The organism is Nodosilinea sp. FACHB-141 (assembly GCF_014696135.1).
In the GTDB taxonomy this organism is placed as follows: Bacteria; Cyanobacteriota; Cyanobacteriia; order Phormidesmidales; family Phormidesmidaceae; genus Nodosilinea.
The window spans coordinates 130,180-150,955 of record NZ_JACJPP010000018.1; the positions used below are offsets into that span (position 1 = coordinate 130,180).

Consider the following 20,776-nt stretch of genomic DNA (forward strand, 5'->3'; position numbering starts at 1 on the left):
TAGGAAGACAGAACACGAAAACCTTAGCCACCCGCTGAAGTGCAAATTGGGGTGGCTAAGGTACGATCCCCTTAGCCTTGCAATCTGCCCGAGAGATTTGCGGGGTTAGCTGTTCGTAGGTGTACCACCATCTGCTTAGGAATCAACTAAATGCTATGGCTTGTTGTACCCCTTGGGGTAGTGATCGGAGTAGTTGGGTTTGGAGCAATTTATCAAGCACTTGCCACAAGTCGCGATCGCCGGAAATTTCCACCACCTGGAAAAGTAGTTCAAGTCAACGGTAAAAAGTGGCACTATCAAATGATGGGCGAAGGTCTCCCAACAGTCATTGTGGATAGTGGAGCCGGGGGTACTCACCTAGATTGGCAATCAGTACAGCCTGAAGTTGCTAAATTTACGAGAATCTTGACCTACGATCGCGCAGGCTATGGCTGGAGCGATGTCAGTTCAGAACCGCGTACCGCTGAGCAAGCTGTTGACGAGCTGCGACAACTTTTAAGAAAGGTTGAAATTGAACCACCTTATATTTTAGTGGGAATGTCTTTAAGTGGTTTATTCACCCGCTTATTTGCCTATCACTATCCTGAAGAAGTGGTTGGGATGGTTTTAGTAGATGTTGCTCATGAGCGAATGTATGAGGACACACCCGTCGAATGGGTGGAATTAAACAAGCGGCTCGAAGGACTGTTGACCTACGTAGTGCCAATTATGGGACGTACTGGTCTGCTTCGTTTGCTGGTCACTTTTGATTCTTTGCCCATGGCAGCTGGTTTATTCCAAAAGTTTCCACCTTCAATTCGCTCTCTAGCTAAAGCACTCTATTCTCAAACGCAGTTTGGGAAAACCTTTGCTCAGGAATCGGCGGCGGTATCAGTCAGCATGCATCAAGTCGAACAGGTTCGCCAGACAAAGTTGTTTCCTGATATTCCTCTCGTTGTTTTGTCGGCTGGAAAACCAGATTTTGACATAACTAAAGAGGTAGTTGAAAAGCTGCAAACATTACATGCAGATTTAGCCAACCAGTCACCCCAAGGCGTTCACATTGTTGCCCATGAAAGTGGGCACGCAATCCACCTCGATAAACCACAATTCGTTATTGATGCAATTCGTCAAGTTGTTGAAATAGTGCGTTGCAATGGTGTCCCATGACAATACCTATGCACACCAACCGTTTAAAGATCGCTTATAGGCGCTCGAGGTCACCTGCGGCGGGTGATGGACATCGTTAGCTGGTTTCACCTCGATGCATCAGTATCTGACACTCACCTTACAAGGGGGCAATGAGTCCGTAAGCACTCAGAAGGCTACCGCCAATCTCCCCTAAACCCCTTTGAATTTTGGATTCTAGATTCTGGAGTGGATGGTGTGGCATGGCTGTGAAACATGAGCGGCGGTGGATTAGGCGGTTGAGGTTGAGCCTGTGGTGCATAGTTCTGTTGGGGTGCGTGATGTTGGGGACTGGGGGATGCGATCGCTATCCCGTTCGCTCCAAAGACATCACGCCACAGACTGGGCAACTACTAATCGGTCGCTGGTTCGATTCCGCTAATAGCTTTCACGAAGGGTTGGCCCTAGTCGCGCCGGTGTTCAATCAAGGCTATGGCTACATCAATCGCGAAGGGAGACTGGTAATCCAGGCTGAGTTTGAGCTGGCTCAAGACTTTTCAGAAGGCTTAGCAGCGGTCATGAAAAATGGGCTATATGGCTTTATCAATCCGTCCGGTGATATGGTAATCAAACCTCAGTTCCAGCGAACACCGTTGCCACGGCCACAAACCATGAAGTCCATTGCTGACTACCAGTTTCAGCAGGGCATGGCCTCGGTGTACCAAAACGACCGCTGGGGCTACATCAACCGAGATGGACGATGGGTAATTCCCCCTCAGTTCGATGCGGCAGATGGTTTCGTGGATGACCGTGCGGCGGTGCTGGTGGGCGATCGCTGGGGCATCATCGATCGCACCGGGCAGTGGATCGTCTCCCCCAAATTTACAGACCTACACCCATTTCATGAAGGCTTAGCCGCAGCGCAGGACGGTGACTATTGGGGCTTTCTCGACTTAACTGGGAACTGGGTAATTCCGCCTAAATACCAATCAGCAAGCGCATTTTCCGAAGGGTTGGCGGCTGTTGCAACCCATGAAGGTGGGGGCTACATCGACACCACAGGAGCTTGGCGTATTGCTCCTCGCCCCGCTCGAACAATGGCCTTTTCCGACGGCATTGCAGTTGTAGAATCCGAAAAATCTGGCTACATCGATAAAACTGGAAAATGGATCATCAAACCTCGATTCGATGGTGCGTCGGAGTTTCGGTTAGGACTGGCGGCGGTACGGGTAGATGAAGACGAGCAGGGGTTTGGAGGTCATTGGGGATTCATCGATCGCAAAGGCCGCTGGGCGATTCGTCCTGTGTATGATGATGCCTATTCCTTTTCCGACGGGTTTGCCCGCGTCTGTTTTGGGGGCGATCATTGCGACTTTATCTACCGCTAAGGAGAAATCCGTCTACCCCAACACAAGATTTGTTTCATTATTGAAAAGGAGTATTGCCTGTATGAGCTTTGGCCCCCAAACCCTCAACCTTGGGGGCTTCAGATCCCCCCAGAATTGGGGGGCGGGAAGGCAAAGCTACGACATAGTTTTCCTCTTCGAGCCTACAACCTGAACCAATCGGCAGTAGCTCGCTAAAATGAGGTTTTCAGTTTTGATATGACAACTATCGGAACCGTCGAAAGCCTGTGGTGCTACCCAGTTAAAAGCATGCGCGGCGTGGAAATGCCCGAAATCTTTATGGGATTTTCTGGTATTTATGGCGATCGCTGCTACGCCCTCAAAAGCTCTGCTGCTCGCAAAGGCTTTCCTTATTTGAATGCGAATGTGCAACAACAAATGTTGCAATACCAGCCGCAATATCGCTACCCAGAACGAGCCTCAAAACCACCGAACTTAATAGAAGCAGCGAGCATAGCACCTGGGGTAACACCTGCTAACAGTGACCCAGAAGACATGCTTTTAGATGTTGTCACTCCGGCAGGCAAAATTATTTCTGTCGAGGACCCAGAACTGATTCAAATACTGGGTGAAGGACTCGACGCGAAGACCCAACTAAAACTTGTGCGTTCAGACCGGGCTTTAACCGATTGTCGCCCGATTTCGTTAATCAGCTTATCCACGATTCGACAAATTGAATCAGAATGCTCAATCCCAGTTGATAAGCGGCGTTTTCGAGCAAACGTCTACTTCGATTTTGCGTCAGACGAAATTGGATTTCCTGAAGATAACCTTGTCGGTCGCCGTCTACGGATTGGTTCAACCGCGATGGTTATGGTGCTTGAGCGCGACCCACGTTGTAGGATGATTTCGCTCGATCCAGATACAGGTGAACACAACCCAGAAGTCTCACAGAAAGTTGCCCAAGCAAACGGCAACTTTGCTGGAGTTTACTGTGCGGTTTTAGTCGAAGGAGTATTAAAAAAAGGCGATCTTATTGAATTGGAAGCAGCTTGATCTCAGTTGTCGGCTGCGTTTTCTGCTGGCAGTATTTAACCTATTCAAAGCTCAGGCAATACTGTAAGTTGGGCGGCGCCTTAGTAGAAGTAGGGCGGGCCAGTACCCACCCCACAGGTACTTTGCTTATGGATTGGCAGTGCGCGGCATTTGAATATAGCCCCACTTGCCACCCCGGAGCTGGCTGGAATAAAAGCAACCGTCACTTTGGGTACAGCCCGTCTGCACTCGTGTCCAAGTGCCACCCACATTGACCCGAGCCATGCCATCTGATACCCGATCAGCATCTACAAACTGAGTTGCGATCGCATATCGCCCCGTGCGGTCAATAAATCCAGCCTGTTCGCCCCGGCGCACCATGGCAAGGCCCCCCGAAAAGGGCGTCGTCACCGGGCCTTGATACTCTGAATGGGCAAAGAATTGAGGCTGAATTGCAGTTTCACCGGTGCGGTTAATGTAGCCCCAGGTGCGTCCGTCACCATTGAGGCCAAGAACGGCAGCCAACCCCTCAGAAAAAGGCTCGGCATCGTAGTACTGAGGCTCGATCACAAAAGCCCCGGTGCGATCGATATAGCCCCACAACGCACCAGCCGTGGGAGAAGGGCGCACTTTCACAGCAGCCAACCCGTCTGAAAACGCTCTGACTTGCTCAAACTGAGGCTGAATCATGATCGCCCCCGTTTTATCCATAAAGCCAGATTGACCATTAACTGAGATCGCGGCCAGCCCTTCCGTAAACGAGGTCGCGTAATAGGGCTGAGGCTGAATTGCGATCGCACCCGTCTTATCAATAAATCCAGTTAGCCCACTCGCAGTGCGGATGGCGGCCATGCCATCAGAGAAGTCGTCAGGGCGAGTCGTAAATTGCAGGGGAATGACGTAGGCTCCCGTGCGATCGATAAAGCCCCATTGAGCCCCTACCCGCACAGCCGCCAACCCGTCTGAAAACGTCCCCCCCTCGTCAAACTGCGGCGCAATTACAGTTGCCCCCTGTTGATTCATATAGCCAACTTTTCCATTGACTAAGAAGGACACTAACCCCTCTGAAAAGCGATCAAACCCTCCCATTTCAGGAGGAATCGTAAACACCGTGCGATCGCCTGCCACATACTGCACAGGCACCGTCCGAGCGAGGTTGAGGGACTGGCAGATCAAAGCCGCTACCTCGCCCCGAGTGATGGCCCGATTGGGCTGTAATTGTCGCGGGTTCGGATAGTTCACGACCAAACGCCCAACCGTTCCAGCTGCGATCGCATTTCTAGCGTAGGGTGGCACCTGCTGAGCATCATCAAAATATCGCGGCAAGACAGTTTCCGCTGCTTCCGGGCTGCTCATGTGAGTGGCATTCGCCAAAATTGCGATCGCCTGCACTCGGGGAATGGCTTCTGTCGGTCGAAACGTGCCATCCGGATAGCCCGAGAAAAATTCGCGCGCGTAGGCGTCTTGAATAGCTCGATAGCCCCAGAAGCCAGAGGGCACATCTCGAAACGTCGGCGCACTGCGAGTCGGCTCAACATTGCCAAACGAATTGAGCATGAGAACAGCAAATTCAGTGCGAGTAAGGGTTGCCTGAGGGCGAAAGCTACCCTCGGGATAACCACTCACCCGACGTTGCGCCGCTAATTGGTCAATACAGGTGGCTGCCCAATGAGACTGAGTATCTGAAAAAGCAAGGGCGCTAGAAGCAGCTAAAGCCCAGGTGACAGTTGCGGTTGCTGAAAGGGTAATGGAGCGAAGCAGTTTGAGAGCAGTCATTAAATAGTTAGGTCAATGAAATGGAATACAGCTTTAAGAATTATCCGCAGACAAAAGATGATCAACGCCTAATTGTTTCATCTGTTAAAACTATTTCAACCTCTGTAGCTGCGGTCAGGCTCAAAATGAGAGGAGATACTTCGAGAACACTCTGTTTCATCCAACCTGCTTCTAGCTGTCCCATCTCCACCTATCTCCTATGCCAGATCAAGCTGCACCAGAAATCGAGCTGCTACGCGCAGCGTACGCGGCCTTCAACGCGCGCGACATTGATGCCGCCCTCGCCCTCATGACTTCCGACGTAGTGTGGCCCAAGGCGTTCAAAGGCGGTTTTGCTCGTGGGCCTGAGGAAGTCCGTGCTTACTGGACTGAGCAGTGGAGCGAGATCAATCCACACGTCGAGCCGGTTGCCTTTCACCCTGAGGATGCTGGGCAGATCTTGGTCAAGGTGCATCAAGTCGTGCGCGATCTGGTCGGAGCTGTGCTTGCCGACGAACACGTTGGCCACCGTTTCACCATCGAGCATGGCTTGATTCAAGCCATGGAAGTCTGCCCATTTCCGTCGTCCGAACCTAGTGCTTAACCACGCCCTATAGCCCAATTTTTTAAGTTGTGCCATGGGTAAGATGTCGCAGCAGCATCGGTCTGGTTTAGTTTAATCAGATCCTATGAGGTGGATGATGTTTCCAGCCTGGTTAGTAATTGCGGTGGTGGGAGCGGCGATCGCGTCTGCGTCCAGCCTGATTAGGCCTCGCGGCATTAAGTGGTTTAAGCGGCAGCGTCGCCCCGACTGGCTAAAGTTTGAGTTTGCCATTCCTGTCGTGTGGATGGCGGTATTTATCTGCGGTGGCTGGTCGGCCTACATTGTCTGGAAACAAACCCAGAGCTGGTGGTTTATGGCTGGGTACATCGTGCTGGAGCTGCTGATTGTGAGCTATAACCCGGTCATGTGCAACTTGCAGAATTTGCGAGTGGGCACGGCGATCGGGGGAGCGGGATTTGTGTTTGGGTTAGTGCTGGCCTTGTTAGTCGCGCAGGTAGACGGCAAAGCCTTTCTCTTGTTGCTCCCCTTCCTGCTATGGAGCCCGGTAGGAACGCTGATTACCTGGCAGATGACAAAGCTGAATCCGGGCCAATAAATTTGGTGGTCTGTCCAACTTAAATGTGTAAGTTGGAGTCCGTTTTACTGCCCCTAACTCATAAGAACCCTAGTCTTTAGGGTTGATGATGTACTAGGAAAGTTGGCGATCGCCTATAGCAATTTGTTGTTTTTGGTTGTGTTAAATAGTAGTGCGATCGCCGCTAAGAACCTCAGCATTCCATCTCGTATCTGAATCTGAAAAGCTCAGTAGAATCTGTCAATTATTTAGAGCTTGCCTTCAAATTTATTTGAACTCAAACTAAAACAACTTGAGCACCAAAAGTTTGTTCTCCATTTTATTTGTCAGCCATCTTAGCTGAAACTTATACATTTAGATTATAGAAGTTATGTCTCAGGACAGAGACCAATCTCCTGCTTAAAACCCTAGACTAGTCTAGTTATTTTATAGAGAAATATCATGAAAGCAAGCTGGATGGTTTTACCGTTGGTGCTTGGACTTTCTTCCTTAACCGTTGCCTGTGATGCTGGCGGAAATACAGAAGGCGAAGAGCAGCTAGAAACAGAGCCGAACGGGACTGAGTCTCTCGAAGGTGAGGAAGAAGAAACTGAAGAGGGCGAAGGTGGCGAAGGCAACGACTAAAGGCTTCTACCCTCTTAGTTATCACACAGGTTGGGTGCGCGTTGGCAGAACTAAGTAAGACTTAGTTTGGGTTAGATTGCCATTCGTTTATTCAACCTGCTGCCCAAAAATTTATGAGTTAATTGAGAGCAACTTCATCGCTCTCTTTGTATAGAAGAATGAGCAGTACAACAATCTAGTTCTACTGCTTAAATGACCGAAATTAAATGTCAGAAGGTGAGCTAACTAATCTGACATTTTTGTATCATAACGCAATTAGAAATTAGAGTGCTGACAATGAGTCCAAAACAGGTTTGGCGACTACTCAAGGAGGCTTTTCAGGAGTGGAACCAAGACCAAGCTTCGCAGTTGGCCGCTGCGTTGGCCTACTACACTTTATTTTCTCTAGCGCCTCTGCTGATTTTAGCGATCGCGATCGCCAGTCTATTTTTTGATAATGGTGCTGTGCGTGACCAGCTCATGGGTCAGGTCGAATCTCTGATGGGTGGAGCCAGCGCTGACTTTGTGCGCACCGTGCTCGACAACGCTAATCGCCCTGGGGAAAGCTCTGGCTGGCTAGCCTCAGCCATAAGCGTTGTGCTCCTGATAGTAGGCGCTACGGGGGTACTGTCTCAACTACAACTGTCGCTTAACACAATTTGGAATTTGGAAGCTCGACCTGGCATTGGCCTGATCGACCAGCTTCGTAAACGCTTGTTGTCGCTGGGGATGGTGATCGTCATTGGCTTCCTGCTACTAGTGTCGCTGATTGCTAGTTCGGCGATCTCTGGGTTTTCAGGCTACCTCAACACGCTCATGCCGGGTTTAGACAGCCTAGTTCAGCTCTTCAATTTCCTGCTTGCCTTTGGCCTGACCACTCTGCTCTTTGCCATGATGTTCAAGTATTTGCCCGACGCAATTATCGCTTGGCATGATGTTTGGTTTGGGGCTGCTGCTACTGCTATTTTATTTTCGGTAGGGAAATATCTAATTGGTCTCTACTTAGGCAACAGCAGTTTTGGCTCATCCTATGGGGCGGCAGGCTCCGTAATAATTTTGCTGGTTTGGGTGTTTTATTCAGCCCAAATTCTGTTCTACGGGGCAGAACTCACCCAGGTCTACAGCCGCCGCTTTGGCTCACAAATTAGGCCAAATAAATATGCCGTTCAGCAAAAGCCACTGCCCGAAGAGTCCTGACTCCTATTGAAGATACTCAAGGCCCTAAAATCCATCCATAGGATGATCAATTGCCGCTGACAAGATTGTTACGCTGGATCAATTCCTCAGGGTTAATAGCAGTAGTAGCACCAGATGGTTGATTACAAGCGTTTTTGCTTTGATGTCAACTATCTGCTGCAGTCCAAACGGTATGATGCGGCCTTAAATTATGGCTAACAATAAGTCGATGAACTCACAACAATCTGATCTCGCTGATAAGCTCCTCCATGAAATAGATGCAGCGCCACCACCGTCTAACGAACCCGTAATTCACCTGCCGCCTAGTCAGGCCGAGGTTGAAGAGGCTCGCGTTGGGCAGAGCGACGACAGCGCGCACCTTGGAGCTGAGGTGACAGCTGAGAGCGCTCTGGAAACGAATAGCCCTCTGACTGGAGGCGACCCCGATGCCGTTGCAGAGCGAGCCGAGACGGTTGGTGAAGAGGCCGTGGGCGGCACTACGCCAACCCCCGAGCAAAATGATGTTGACGGTCTCACTGACGCTGTAGGCATCAGCAATCAGCCCGAGCACCCCGTTGGAGTCCTCAACGAAATGAATCGTCGGGATGACCAGCGGTTTGAACTCGATCCGGATTCCAAGGATCCTGAGTATTAATTGTCACAGCTATGGCCTATCGATTTTTCACCGACAGCACCGTTGAGGCCAATGTTCAGCGCATTCTTAATGAGCAACTTGAGAAAGCAATCCAAGAACTGAGCGAGGGCATTCAAAAAACTCCTGAGCAGGCGATCCACAGCACGCGCAAGCGGTTAAAAAAAGGGCGAGCGGTGCTGCGGCTGGTGCGAAAGTCGATAGGCGAAAAGACTTACCAACGAGAGAACGATCAGTTGAGGAGTATTGGGCAAGCTCTTGCTCCAGCTCGTGATGGTGCTGTCTATCAAAAGACTCTGAATGACCTGATCGAAATTTATGGAATATCGCTTGAGAATAAGGGACTTGCTGACCTGCAAGATAGCTTGGCAGATCTCTATAAGTCCGAACTCAAGGCACTGATTGATCGCGATGATGCGATCGCGCCCATTCTGGCTGACTTAAAAGAGAGTAGGGCTCGGCTAAGTAACCTCACCCTTCATCAGACGGGGTGGAAAGCGGTCTCCAAAAGCCTAGAACAAGTTTATCGTCAGGGACGAGATCGCTTTCACGCTGCGTACAAAGACGGTAACGACGAAACGTTTCACGACTGGCGCAAGCGAGTCAAAGATCTGTGGTACAGCTCCTGTCTGCTAAAGCAGATTTGGCCCCCCGTTATGGAAGTCTTAGGCTCAGAAGCTCACTACCTCTCCGAACTGCTGGGCGACGGCCACGACAGTGCCGTTCTGCAACACTTTTTGCGACATCACCCCTCTGAAGTGGCGCTCAGTGACACTTATTTGCAAGTGCTTATGCCCCTACTGGTTCATCGGCAAGATAAGCTGCATCAGCAGGCTAAGGGTTTAGGCAAAAAATTCTATAGCGAGGAGCCCAAAACGTTTATCAAGCGTATTCACAGCTATTGGCGGTCTGAGTTTTCGGGTTCAAATTAGTCCTAGATTAAAGACAGTCGGTAGTTTCAACTTTACTTAACCCATTACTCATTGGGTTATTTGAATTTCAAGTGGAATAAGGGCCATTTAAACAGAGCACTATGACTTTTGCCCCGCCAATGATTAGGGGCGGTGAAACAGAGTTTGCGATCGCCCACCACACTAATTTATCTAAGCATCGTTAGTCTGCTTGGGTAAGCGAAAGATATCAGAAAATATAGACTTAGGGTCAGGGCGACGCTCGTCGTCTGGTGAATCGTAGACCACCATTAATGCATCGTCGTAGCCTAGGCAAGGCACCAATGTTAGACCCTCGGCATGATCAGTACCGATGATAAACGGTATATCAAATAGAACCTTGAGTCGACCAGATTCTTGGCCCCACAGTGTATCGTTGGTGTGCTCAAGCACGTCTTCAAGGCGAAACACCTGCATAGCACCCTCCACCTCCATAGTCGGGCCGGCCAACAGCAGCATATCCCCTTCGTGCAAGCATAGTTCGCGAACGCCTTGGCCATTGAGGTCAAGAAAGTGCTTGCGATAGAGACAACCTCCCCCTAAATCTTTGAGCGTGAGCGTACCGGGCTCGGCATCTTCTACTTCAATTTCAAGAATAATTGCCCACCCGCGCAAAACAGGGCCGCGCAAACCTAAAAAGATTTTGTTGCCGCTAACGGCAATGCCTTCGACATCGAAGCCGTTGTCTTTTGAAGGCAACTGCATCTTTAAAAACAGCCCTAGGTGTTCGTCTTCGGCGAGGGCTTCTAGCAGCAAATTGTGGCCGTTCACCTGCTTTAAGCTGGCTGCGGTGAGGGTATTGCCCTTGTTATCAGAAAGGGCATAGGTGTGCACAATTTCGCCATTGAGAATTGGTAGCCGAGCCAGCAGCGATCGGTTGGGATCATGCTCGATTTCGGAAAGTCGTTGAATGTCCTTGTGCTGCTTTTTGCCCTTAGCTTGGGGACGCTTAAAGCTGTGGGAGCCCACCACCCAAAGATAGCCATCGCAGTAGTCGAGGCCTTCAATATCGATTTCAGACTCGTTATCAGAGAGCTGAATAAAGTCTTGAAGGTGAAAGGTTTTGTGGTTGCCATAGACCCCATCGCCCATAGGGCTCAGCCGCTCCAGAGTAGTAAATTCATCGGAACCGAGCCAGAGATTACCATCTGGGGCGCGGGTCACAGCGGATAGCTCAGCTAGTAAACCTTCAGAGTCAGTTTGAAACTTAAGTAGAGCGCGACTGAGCAAGAATCCATTGGGCATGGTGACCTCAAACGCCTTTTAAGACTACTACTTTATATAATTCGGCTGATGGCGCCCTCTTTCAAAGGAGAGGAATAGTTCTGCGTAGGGCTAACATTCTATACAGGGATAGAGGACTAAAAATTTATCTCTCCCGTAGGTTTGGGGAACATATTTTTTTGGGAGAGTATTTGAGCTGGCGATAGGTCACTTAGTGAAGGCATCTAAGCTGCACGCTTAACAGCACGATGTCCTGTAACAATTGCTTCAAGGGCGCAGTGTGTTATCGTGCGCTCAGCTTCTTCCCCCATTCTCGTCAGGTTCAGATCTCAAGCTTGCCCCCTAACCGCTTTAACCTTTTCCCTCCCCATGTTCAACTGGATCACGACCTGGATTGAGTCTCTTGGCTATGTCGGCATCTTTGGCCTGATGGTGCTTGAGCATCTGTTTCCGCCCATTCCCTCAGAGTTGGTAATGCCGCTGGCAGGGTTTGTCAGCCGCGACAGCTCTGACATGAACCTGGTCGGAGTGATCTTGGCGGGGTCCCTCGGCTCGCTAATTGGGGCGTCAGCTTGGTATGTGTTGGGTCGGCTAATTAGCCATGAGCAAATGATGGGCTGGGTGAGACGCTACGGCCGCTGGCTAACGCTCAAGCCTAAAGACATTGAAAAGGCGATGGATTTTTTTCAGAAGAGTGGCGGCAGCTGGATAGTAGGGGTCGGCCGCATGGTACCTGGGGTGCGCACCTATGTGTCGGTACCAGCAGGGCTGAGCCACATGCCGCTGCTGCCCTACCTGGGCTACTCTGCCCTGGGCACCCTGCTGTGGACAGGGGCACTGGCAGCGGCAGGCTACATTTTGGGCGCTCAGTTTGAGCGGGTGCAGGTGTGGCTGGGCCCAGTTAGCAAAATTGTGCTGATTAGCTGTGCGATCGCTTTTGTTGTCTGGGTTGCCGATCGCCGTCGTCGCCAGGTTTAGTCTTCTATTGAGACTTTTGACGAAAAATTCTGTTAGTTGATTTAATTGAGGCATTTTGGCAAGCGGAACCCTCTAGGGCATTGCAGTGCAATGCCCCTACGTCGAACCTGTCCTGACCCGATGGACGTTTGCAGTAGTATAAAAGCCACCACCAGATCAACTCCACCCGGCTGAATTAGGGGTTCACCAAACCGAATTTGGTATCAGTACCCTAGTTTTCGACCTCACTGCGGCTATAGAGAATCTGCACCACGCGTGAACCGGGTTCGCAGAGGGCATCGCGGGCGACTACGGCAATTTCGCCAACTACGCTGGCCCGATACTCGGCCACCACATCGCCAAAGGCATTGCGCTGGATCGCTATTGGTTGGTCAGGGATGACGCGATCGCGCAGATCTACCAGCAGCTCCAAAAAGCCGCCCGTGGTGGCGCGAATTGTCTCTAGAGCATCGCCATAGACCGTGCCCACCTCGGCGGCGGTGCGCCCCAGGGGACCATCGCTCAGGCCATAGTGCTTGAGCACGTTGCAAGTGCCCTCCACCGCCCGGGCAATTTTGCTGGCGTCGAACCGTCTGGGGCCACCAATTTCCACCGTCAGAGCCGGAATGCCCGACGCCACCAGGGCGGTTTCTAGGGTGCCGACCAACCCCGGATCATTTTGAATCTGCTCGGCTGGAAACAGTTCTGCCATTTGCCGCACCGTGGGTTGCCGCAGGTCGGCAAACAGAAATAGGGTAAAATCGCTGCCGGTTGTCACCGTGTGGTAGTCGATCACCATATCGACGTTGGTGATCAAAAGGCGATTCCACAGCAGCCCGGCGTGGCGGGTGGCAGCGTTGACGCCGGTTTCATCGCCGGGCCAAACCCGGTTCATATCCACCTGGGAGCCGCCACCCTGGGCCGTCAGCCAATGCGATCGCGTATACTCCACCGCCGGGCGCGACACCCCCAGCACCGCCACCACGCTGCCTGCCATCGCTGTGGGGTCGAGCTGGGCCATCACCCGCTGCGCCGCATCGATGCCGCTCACCTCATCTCCATGGATGCCCGCCACCAGACCGACGCAAGGACCAGGGCGATCGCCCTTGGCGACCAGCACCGGCACATACCAGTGCTGGCCCGTCGCCATCTGCACTCCCTCAAAGAAAAACCGATGGCTGTGCCCTGGAGCCAGGTCGCCCACGCCCAGGTGGCTGATCACCGGCACCCCCTGGAGAATGTCGCCGGTATAGATGGTCTTAGCAACGTCAGAGACGGAACCTGGGTTAATGAGAGTCGTCATAGTGGCTTAGCGGAGTTTATGGACACCAGCGGTTGCGTAACTGCCCTAGCCTAAAGCGCCTCGGCGGCAGAGCCAAAGGCGGTGAGCAGCTTATCAATTTTGAAGCCCGTAATGCCGTAGAGCAGCGACAGAATGGGGCTGGCGATGTTAAAAACCGCAAAGGGAAAACACAGAAATGTAGAGACTTCCAGCGTTACCGCCATGAACGCACTGCAAGAATTCCACGTCAGGGCTGAGGTAGCAGTACCCGCATCGGCGGTCAGACACGACAGATTTTGGGGCTGCGACCCTCGTTGAAACTCGATCCGAGACACGTGGAGGGGCAGCACCAGGGCAGTGTACTGGTCACCCGCAAATAGCTTGCCCTGGGGGCGCGCCCGCAGCAGCACTGGGTTAATCAGCTTGGTCAGCATGCCAAACTTTTCCATGATGGCGCCAAAAGTCATGGCCCCAATCATAGTCCACAGGGTGTAGAGCATGCTGTCTATGCCGTCACAAGAAATCAGGCGATCGCCATGGCAGTGCCAGAGGCTCCGCTAAGCCTGCGCTGGGCCATCAATGGCTGCCAGCCCAAGGAGAGTAACCGCTCCGCCCATCAGTACGACCGTAGGAAGGAGGGGACGCGGGGCGCGCGAACTGCCAGAGGGCTGGGTCATAAATGGTTTGAATAACTACACAATCGGGGTGTGGGTCTTGAGGTTGTAACGGTAGCCATGGGGCAAAATGTGCAGCTTGACATCGCATAGGGCAATGGGTTCATCCTTGAGCAACCCTTCCAGGTTGTTGTGGGTGGCGGTGGTTTCATCGACCACGGTGATGGTGCCTGCCCCCACGACTTGAAACTCATCGCCAGTGACGATGATAGCCGTGTTCTCATCGATGCCCAAGCCGAGGACAGCGGGTTGGAGCACCAGGGCCGCCAGCAGCCGACCTAGTCTTCCCCGCTGAGCAAAGTGCTGGTCGACCACAATACCGGGCAAGAACCCCATGCCTGGGCCCATTTCTACCGCACCGACGCTGGGGTTTGAGACCGAATCGCCCTCTATAATCATCTCGTCGGGCATCATGGCGGCCCCGGCGCTGGTGCCGCCAATCACGGCCCCTTCCTGACGGCGTTGCTGAATTGCGTCGTTGAGGGGGGTGCCTTTGATATATTCAACGATGCGAGATTGATCACCACCGGTAAAGAAGATGCCGGTAGCCCCTTTGATTTTTTCTAAATTGTCCTCGCGTTCAGAATCTTCTCGGCGGTCGGTGTGTACCACATCGACTCGCTTGGCCCCCAGCCGCTCAAACACGCGAGTGTAATCATCGCCCACTTCGTCGGGCAGGCTAGTGGCAGCCGTCATCACGGCAATCTCGGCATCGACCCCACCAGCGGCTCGGACAAATTCTCGCAGGACGACGCAGTCGCCTTCTTTATCCTCCGCGCCGCCAATAATGACCAGTGCGCCTAGCTGTTGTTCGGTACCCATGGTGATTCTCCTTAAGGTGTCTGTTGTTACAGAATCCCAGCATCCCAGATCGACGGGCTGGTCGTGCTATATCCACCGGCTGAGACCTGCGGTCAAATGCTGACAAAAGCAGCGTTTGACAGGCTGAGAAAGGAGAGCTTGAGCGATCGCGTCCTCCCCAGCCACCATCCCAAATAGGCACTAGCCCCTAAAATCAAGGGTGTCAAATCACCTCTGAGGATGAGTTGTGGCCCACAAGCGACTAATTATTGAAATGGGTATGGGCGTCGATCAGCACGGCCAAGACCCCACCGTGGCGGCAGCGCGAGCAGTGCGCAATGCGATCGCCCACAACGCCCTTCCCGGCGTCTGGGAAGTCGCCGGCCTCAGCCACCCCAACGAAATGCTGGTCGAAGTGCAGGTCGCCGTCCCCTTTCCCGATCAGGTGCGGCAAGATGAGGTGCTAGCGGTGCTGCCCTTTGGCCAAAAGACCCTAGTGCTCAAGGAAGGCGGCATGGTAGTAGCCGGACGCGCCATCCCTGAGCTAGACGATAAGAACGACGATATGTATGTAGCGATCGCCGCCGTTACCGTCTCGATTCCCGGTGAGTGAGGGAGTAGGGGAGTAGGCAGGTAGGCGAGTGAATAAGTAGGCAAGTAAGAGAGTGGGAAGTAATGCATCTCGATCACACCGTTACCCCATTACTCCATCACTCCTCACTTCCCATTCACTCCCTACCTCAACCTCGCCCCCCGATACCTCATTTCCTTCTTCATTGCGTTCTGCTGAGCAAAGTTAGGCATATCCCCCTGGTGGCCCATCAAAATAATCGAGTCGCCCAGGGCCAGATAGGTAGCCCGGCTGGGGTGAATGATCACCTCACCATCGGCTCGGCGCAGGGCCACGGTAATAAATGTGCCCTGGCCCTTGACCTCGATGTCGCCGATGGTGCCGCCAATTAGCGGTGAGGCGGCATCAATCACCAGCTCATTCAGCTGAATATCTAGCTCCGCCAAAAACTCATTGAGCCCGTGCTGGCCATCGGTCTGCGCCAAAAAGTCCACCGCTGACGGGTGACTAATCAGATGGGCCATGCGCAGGGCGCTAATGCTGGCGGGCAGCACCACGTGGTCGGCTCCCGCCAGCCGCAGCTTTTTCTCGGTGGAGGGCATTTCACCCCGAGCCAAAATCATCAGGTCTGGGTTCATCTCTCGCGCCGTGAGGGTAATGAATACGTTGGCAGCGTCGTTGGGCAGCACCGTCGCCAGCGACTTGGCCCGGAGAATGCCCGCTGCCTCCAGGGCGGCTTCGTCGGTGGCATTTCCCTGATAAATTAAATAGCCCTGCTCCTTGGCCAAGGCCACTCGTTCCAAATCGTTGTCAATAATGATGAACGGCTGGCGATCGCGCTTTAGCTTGCGGGCCACCAGCTGGCCAATGCGACCAAAGCCACAGATAATCACGTGGTCTTCCAGGCTGGCAATCTCGTTAGTCATGCGTTTTACATTCAGGGCTCGATGAATTTCCCCTTCGGTGATCATCTGCACGAAGCCCGACACAATGTAGGCCACCGACAGCGCTCCCGCGATAATCACAAAAATCGTAAATACCTTGAGCGGCGGCGAGGTCAGGGGCTGCACTTCCCCATAGCCCACCCCAAAGATGGTGATCACTACCATATAGATGGCGTCGAGGAAATTCCAACCCGCCACCATGTAGCCAATTACCGCCGTCACCACCGTCAGCGAGAAGAAGATAATCCCCGTGACAATCCGCCGAAACGAGCTATTTAGCATCAACACCTCAGACAGGGCTCAGGCCTCGACAGAAATCGGCTCAGTCCTCAAATAAAGGCTATGGTAATTGACAGCCTGCCCCTCAAAGAGTGCGGCACATAGCAAATTGAGATACACTATAAAGCAAACTCATAATGACTTCGACTAAACCCATTACTTACTAAAATGTTTGCCGTCTCAATGACGGCTTTATGGGCTTTGGGGCGTTGGCAAAGCCTCTCCTAAGGAGAATCGCCCGGCCCGGTCAGTTTTATCGTTTTTGTCCCTCCTACCTCCATTGATTCTGCGACTATGACAGCTACCGTTTTGCAAAACCCCCTCCTAATTGGTGCCGGTCTACCTCCCTTCGACAGCATCGACACAGCCCACATCGTGCCGGGCATCACCACCCTCATTGACGACCTCACTACCGCTCTAGAAACACTAGAAACCCAAGTTACCCCCACTTGGGACGGCCTGGTTGAGCCCCTCACCCGCATTGAAGAGCGCCTGGGCTGGAGCTGGGGCATTGTTGGCCATCTGATGGGTGTAAAAAACAGCCCTGAGCTGCGCGCTGCCTACGAAGAAGTGCAGCCGCCCTTGGTGCAGTTCGCCACCCGTCTTGGCCAGAGCAAGCCCATTTACGAAGCTTTCAAACAGCTTCGCGCCAGCGACCAGTGGGCCAGCTTCGACCCAGCCCAGCAGCGCATTGTCGAGTCCTCAATTCGTGAGGCTGAGCTGTCAGGGGTAGGCCTAGAGGGGGCCGAAAAAGACCGCTTTAACGAGATTCAGCAGAGTCTGGCCGAACTGACCAACAAGTTCTCCAACAACGTGCTCGACGCCACTAAGGCCTTTAGCCTCACCCTCACCACCGCTGAAGAAATCGACGGGTTGCCCCCCAGCCTGCTAGCCCAAGCCGCTCAAGCCGCCCGCGACGCCGGCGAAGAAAACGCCAACGCCGCTGCTGGCCCCTGGCGAATCACGCTGGATTACCCCAGCTTTGGCCCGTTCATGCAGCACAGCCGCCGCCGCGACCTGCGCGAGCAGCTCTATCGCGCCTTTGTCACCCGCGCCTCTGAGGGCGATCTCGACAACAGCCCCAACATCGAGAAAATTCTCGAGCTGCGCCACGAAATGGCCAACCTGCTGGGCTACGCCACCTATGCCGACCTCAGCTTGGCCCGCAAAATGGCCCCCTCTGTGGAGGCGATCGAAAAGCTGATGGGTGAGCTGCGGGTGGCCAGCTACGACACCGCCGTCAAGGAGCTGGAAGAACTCAAAGCCTTTGCTCAATCGAAGGGAGCGGCCGAGGCCGACAGCCTCACCCACTGGGACACCGCCTTTTGGGCCGAGCGCATCCGCGAAGAAAAGTACGGCCTCAATGATGAAGAGCTGCGCCCCTACTTCCCGCTGCCCCAGGTGCTCGACGGTCTGTTTGCCCTAGCCCACCGCATTTTTGATGTCACCATTGCCCCTGCCGATGGCGAAGCCCCGGTATGGCACCCCGACGTACGCTATTTCCAGGTGCTGAATAGCAGCGGCGACCCGATCGCCCACTTCTACCTCGACCCCTACAGCCGCCCTGCCGAAAAGCGCGGCGGTGCCTGGATGGATGACTGCATCAACCGGGGCAAGATCAACGACCAAGTACGGCTGCCCGTGGCCTACCTGGTGTGCAACCAGGCTCCCCCAGTGGACGGCAAACCCAGCCTAATGACCTTCCGCGACGTGGAAACCCTGTTCCATGAGTTCGGTCACGGCCTTCAGCACATGCTGACCAAGGTTGATTTCACCGGAGCCGCAGGCATTAGCAATGTGGAGTGGGACGCCGTCGAGCTGCCCAGCCAGTTTATGGAGAACTGGTGCTACCACCGCGATACCCTGCTCACCCTGGCCCGCCACGTCGATACCGGTGCGCCTCTGCCCGAAGATCTGTATCAGAAGATCGTCGCTGCCCGCACCTTTATGACCGGCAGCGCCATTCTGCGCCAGGTGCGGTTTGGCTGGACTGACATTGAGCTGCACCATCGCTACCGCCCCGGCAGCGGCGAAACGGTGACTACCGTCAGCCAGCGGATTGCTGAGCAGTCCTCCATTCTCAAGCCCCTGCCCGAGGATGCTTTTCTCTGCGCCTTTACCCACATTTTTGCCGGGGGCTACGCGGCAGGCTACTACAGCTACTTCTGGGCCGAGGTGCTGAGCGCCGACGCCTTCGCCGCCTTTGAAGAAGCGGGGCTAAACAACGAGGGCGCGATCGCCGCCACCGGTCGCCGCTTCCGCGATACCGTACTCGCCCTAGGCGGTAGCCGTCATCCGATGGAAGTGTTCAAGGCCTTCCGAGGCCGTGAACCCAGCACCCAAGCGCTGCTCCGCCACCGCGGTCTAGTAGCCGCTTAGGGACTACCGCTCGATCCGATCGAAAGAAAAGAACCCAGGGTTGGCAAAAACCCTGGGTTCTTTTCGGGTTTAAGAATGTTCGCCAGGGCGATCGCGCTGGTGAAACCCTTCGATCGCGCTAGGCAGCGTAAAGAAGATGTGCTCGGTGCCGATCAGCTTTAGCAGCCCACAGCGCTCTAACTGGACGTAGAGATCCTGTTTAACCCGCGCCAGGGCCAGGGTAATGCCTTGCTGCTTCAGGGTTTCGTGCAGTTCTACCAACATGTCGGCGGCGGTAACGTCAATCCCGACCATGGCCTCGGTATTGATCACAAACCACTCCACTGGCGTGGCTTCAGCTTCGATCACCGCCAGGGCGCGACGCTGTAAATTTCCAGCGTTGGCAAAAAACAGCGGTGCATCATAGCGGTAAATCACCAGCCCCGGGATGGTGGTTGCTCCTGGCCAGTCTGTCACATCGTGCAGCCCAGCAATGTTAGGCACCCTACCCATAACCGCATCGTGGGGGCGGGCAATGCGGGCAAAGAGTTCGATCACAGAGAGGCCGACGGCGATCGCCACCCCCACCAGCAAATCCGTCGCCAACACCCCTACCGTAGTTGCCAGCGCCAAGGCAAAATCACCCTGGCGAAATGCTCTCAGCCTCAGAAATTCGGGAATATCTACTAGTTTAGTGGCGGCAAAAATCACCAGCGCCCCCAGTGCCGCCGTCGGGAACATCGCCAATAGCGGTCGCAGAAACAACAGCACCCCCAGCACGACCCCAAAGGCTGCTAGCGAATACACCTGGCTCTTGCTGCCCATAGAGTCGCCAATGGCCGCACGGCTAGCGCTGCTGCTCACCGGAAAGCCCTGCATCAGCCCGCCGCCCAGATTGGCCACTCCCAAGGCAAACAGCTCCTGATTGGCATCTATGCTTTGGTGGTTGCGGGTCGCCAACGCCCGCGCCGTCAGCACATTGTCCGAGTAACCGACGATCGCAATTCCCACTGCCGCCGTCAAAATTTGTTGCGCCTCCTGGCGAGAGGTCAACGGCACCACAAAACGAGGTAGCCCCGCCGGAATTTCGCCTACGACTTTGACCCCCTGCTGCTCCAGCCCCAGCAACACCACCATGCCGGTTGCTAGCAGCACTGCCAGCAGCGGCCCAGGTAGCTGCGAAAACCGAGCCTGCACCGCAAACAAAAACACCAAAACAAAGCCCCCTACCGCCAGCGTTGGCCCGTGAGCCTGGTCCAAGTGGCGCCAAAATTCTGCCAGCTGCCCCACCACCGATTCAGCCTCAATCGGTATACCGCTCACTCGGCTGAGCTGTCCGGCGATCATAATGACAGCGACTCCAGTCATGTAGCCAATTAAAATTGGCTTTGACAGCAAATCAGCTAAAAAGCCCAGGCGGGCCACATACCCTATTAAGCACAGCACTCCCACCGCACAGGCCAGCAGAGACGCCAAAACGGTGTAGTCCGTGCCAGAGGTTGCCGCCAGAGGGGCGATCGCTACTGCCGTCATCACCGCCGTGCTCGACTCTGGCCCCACCGAGAGCTGAGGTGACGTGCCCACCAGGGTGTACAGCAGCAGCGCCGGCAAAATGGCCCACAGCCCTTGCACTGGCCCCACTCCCGCCAGTTCCCCATAGGCCATGCACTGGGGAATGAGGTAGGCAGCCACGGTGATACCCGCCAGACTGTCCTGCCGCAGCCAGTCCATAGGGTAATGGCGCAAGCGCGCTAGCCCGGGCAATAGGGCAGAGAAACGAGAATACTTGGGTTTTGCAGTCAACTTAGTTTTTGGGAGTTAAGGAAAGGACTAAGTAGCTTACCGCTTGATCCAGCCCAAAACGAAAGCCCTTAACCAAAATGCAGGATCTGACACGGCAGACGATTCCAAAGCTGCAAAAAT

19 protein-coding genes are annotated in these 20,776 nt (G+C 53.9%); 12 read left to right on the forward strand and 7 right to left on the reverse strand.

Annotated elements, in window-relative coordinates:
• The first annotated feature begins 150 nt into the window (after positions 1-150).
• The 3 genes from H6F59_RS18895 (at position 151) to H6F59_RS18905 (ending at position 3,509) form a co-directional block, all read left to right on the forward strand.
• Positions 151-1,149: an alpha/beta hydrolase gene (locus H6F59_RS18895; protein ID WP_190703812.1), complete on the forward strand. Its 999-nt coding sequence runs from the start codon at positions 151-153 to the stop codon at positions 1,147-1,149.
• Between the two features lie 221 nt (positions 1,150-1,370).
• Complete coding sequence (locus H6F59_RS18900) at positions 1,371-2,495, forward strand: WG repeat-containing protein (RefSeq protein WP_190703815.1); 1,125 nt, start codon at positions 1,371-1,373, stop codon at positions 2,493-2,495.
• Positions 2,496-2,711: 216 nt separating this feature from the next.
• On the forward strand, positions 2,712-3,509 hold the full coding sequence (locus H6F59_RS18905) for an MOSC domain-containing protein (protein ID WP_190703818.1): 798 nt from the start codon (positions 2,712-2,714) through the stop codon (positions 3,507-3,509).
• A 126-nt stretch (positions 3,510-3,635) separates the two neighbouring features.
• On the opposite strand, the gene H6F59_RS18910 is transcribed toward H6F59_RS18905, so the two are convergent.
• Positions 3,636-5,264 carry a WG repeat-containing protein gene (locus tag H6F59_RS18910; protein ID WP_190703820.1) on the reverse strand — a complete coding sequence of 543 codons (1,629 nt, stop codon included), beginning with the start codon at positions 5,262-5,264 and terminating at the stop codon, positions 3,636-3,638.
• 199 nt (positions 5,265-5,463) lie between these two features.
• Between H6F59_RS18910 and H6F59_RS18915 the strand changes: the two genes are divergently transcribed.
• The 6 genes from H6F59_RS18915 (at position 5,464) to H6F59_RS18940 (ending at position 9,745) form a co-directional block, all read left to right on the forward strand.
• On the forward strand, positions 5,464-5,847 hold the full coding sequence (locus H6F59_RS18915) for a nuclear transport factor 2 family protein (RefSeq protein ID WP_190703823.1): 384 nt from the start codon (positions 5,464-5,466) through the stop codon (positions 5,845-5,847).
• Between the two features lie 94 nt (positions 5,848-5,941).
• A complete protein-coding gene (locus H6F59_RS18920) occupies positions 5,942-6,403 on the forward strand; it encodes a tryptophan-rich sensory protein (protein ID WP_242021563.1) in 462 nt (153 codons plus the stop codon).
• A 420-nt stretch (positions 6,404-6,823) separates the two neighbouring features.
• Entirely contained in the window at positions 6,824-7,006 is a 183-nt protein-coding gene (locus H6F59_RS18925; protein WP_190703826.1) for a hypothetical protein, read from the forward strand.
• 276 nt (positions 7,007-7,282) lie between these two features.
• Positions 7,283-8,182 (forward strand): YihY/virulence factor BrkB family protein, encoded by a 900-nt coding sequence (locus H6F59_RS18930; protein ID WP_190521117.1) that lies wholly within the window; start codon positions 7,283-7,285, stop codon positions 8,180-8,182.
• A 208-nt stretch (positions 8,183-8,390) separates the two neighbouring features.
• Entirely contained in the window at positions 8,391-8,816 is a 426-nt protein-coding gene (locus H6F59_RS18935) for a DUF6335 family protein (protein WP_190703829.1), read from the forward strand.
• Between the two features lie 11 nt (positions 8,817-8,827).
• Positions 8,828-9,745 (forward strand): CHAD domain-containing protein, encoded by a 918-nt coding sequence (locus H6F59_RS18940; protein ID WP_190703831.1) that lies wholly within the window; start codon positions 8,828-8,830, stop codon positions 9,743-9,745.
• Positions 9,746-9,916: 171 nt separating this feature from the next.
• Here H6F59_RS18940 and H6F59_RS18945 read toward each other — a convergent pair whose 3' ends face one another.
• A complete protein-coding gene (locus H6F59_RS18945; protein ID WP_190703834.1) occupies positions 9,917-11,008 on the reverse strand; it encodes a DUF3616 domain-containing protein in 1,092 nt (363 codons plus the stop codon).
• Between the two features lie 348 nt (positions 11,009-11,356).
• On the opposite strand from H6F59_RS18945, the gene H6F59_RS18950 reads away from it, so the two are divergent.
• Positions 11,357-11,965, forward strand: a complete 609-nt coding sequence (locus tag H6F59_RS18950; protein WP_190703836.1) for a DedA family protein — start codon at positions 11,357-11,359, stop codon at positions 11,963-11,965.
• A gap of 211 nt (positions 11,966-12,176) precedes the next feature.
• Here the strand turns inward: H6F59_RS18950 and H6F59_RS18955 are convergent, their stop codons facing one another.
• From H6F59_RS18955 to H6F59_RS18965, 3 genes are all read right to left on the reverse strand, one after another.
• Positions 12,177-13,247: a succinylglutamate desuccinylase/aspartoacylase family protein gene (locus H6F59_RS18955; protein ID WP_190703840.1), complete on the reverse strand. Its 1,071-nt coding sequence runs from the start codon at positions 13,245-13,247 to the stop codon at positions 12,177-12,179.
• Positions 13,248-13,297: 50 nt separating this feature from the next.
• The gene (locus H6F59_RS18960) at positions 13,298-13,753 is read right to left on the reverse strand and encodes a Na+/H+ antiporter NhaC family protein (protein WP_277882439.1); all 456 of its coding nucleotides are present in this window, start codon (positions 13,751-13,753) and stop codon (positions 13,298-13,300) included.
• Positions 13,754-13,918: 165 nt separating this feature from the next.
• Complete coding sequence (locus H6F59_RS18965) at positions 13,919-14,722, reverse strand: cyanophycinase (protein ID WP_190521104.1); 804 nt, start codon at positions 14,720-14,722, stop codon at positions 13,919-13,921.
• Between the two features lie 226 nt (positions 14,723-14,948).
• On the opposite strand from H6F59_RS18965, the gene H6F59_RS18970 reads away from it, so the two are divergent.
• Positions 14,949-15,314: a Lin0512 family protein gene (locus H6F59_RS18970; RefSeq protein WP_190703845.1), complete on the forward strand. Its 366-nt coding sequence runs from the start codon at positions 14,949-14,951 to the stop codon at positions 15,312-15,314.
• 122 nt (positions 15,315-15,436) lie between these two features.
• On the opposite strand, the gene H6F59_RS18975 is transcribed toward H6F59_RS18970, so the two are convergent.
• Entirely contained in the window at positions 15,437-16,498 is a 1,062-nt protein-coding gene (locus H6F59_RS18975) for a TrkA family potassium uptake protein (RefSeq protein ID WP_190703850.1), read from the reverse strand.
• 291 nt (positions 16,499-16,789) lie between these two features.
• Between H6F59_RS18975 and H6F59_RS18980 the strand changes: the two genes are divergently transcribed.
• Positions 16,790-18,874, forward strand: a complete 2,085-nt coding sequence (locus tag H6F59_RS18980; protein ID WP_190703853.1) for a M3 family metallopeptidase — start codon at positions 16,790-16,792, stop codon at positions 18,872-18,874.
• Between the two features lie 69 nt (positions 18,875-18,943).
• On the opposite strand, the gene H6F59_RS18985 is transcribed toward H6F59_RS18980, so the two are convergent.
• Positions 18,944-20,656, reverse strand: coding sequence for a SulP family inorganic anion transporter (locus tag H6F59_RS18985; RefSeq protein ID WP_277882437.1), 1,713 nt, complete (start codon positions 20,654-20,656; stop codon positions 18,944-18,946).
• Positions 20,657-20,776 lie beyond the last annotated feature (120 nt).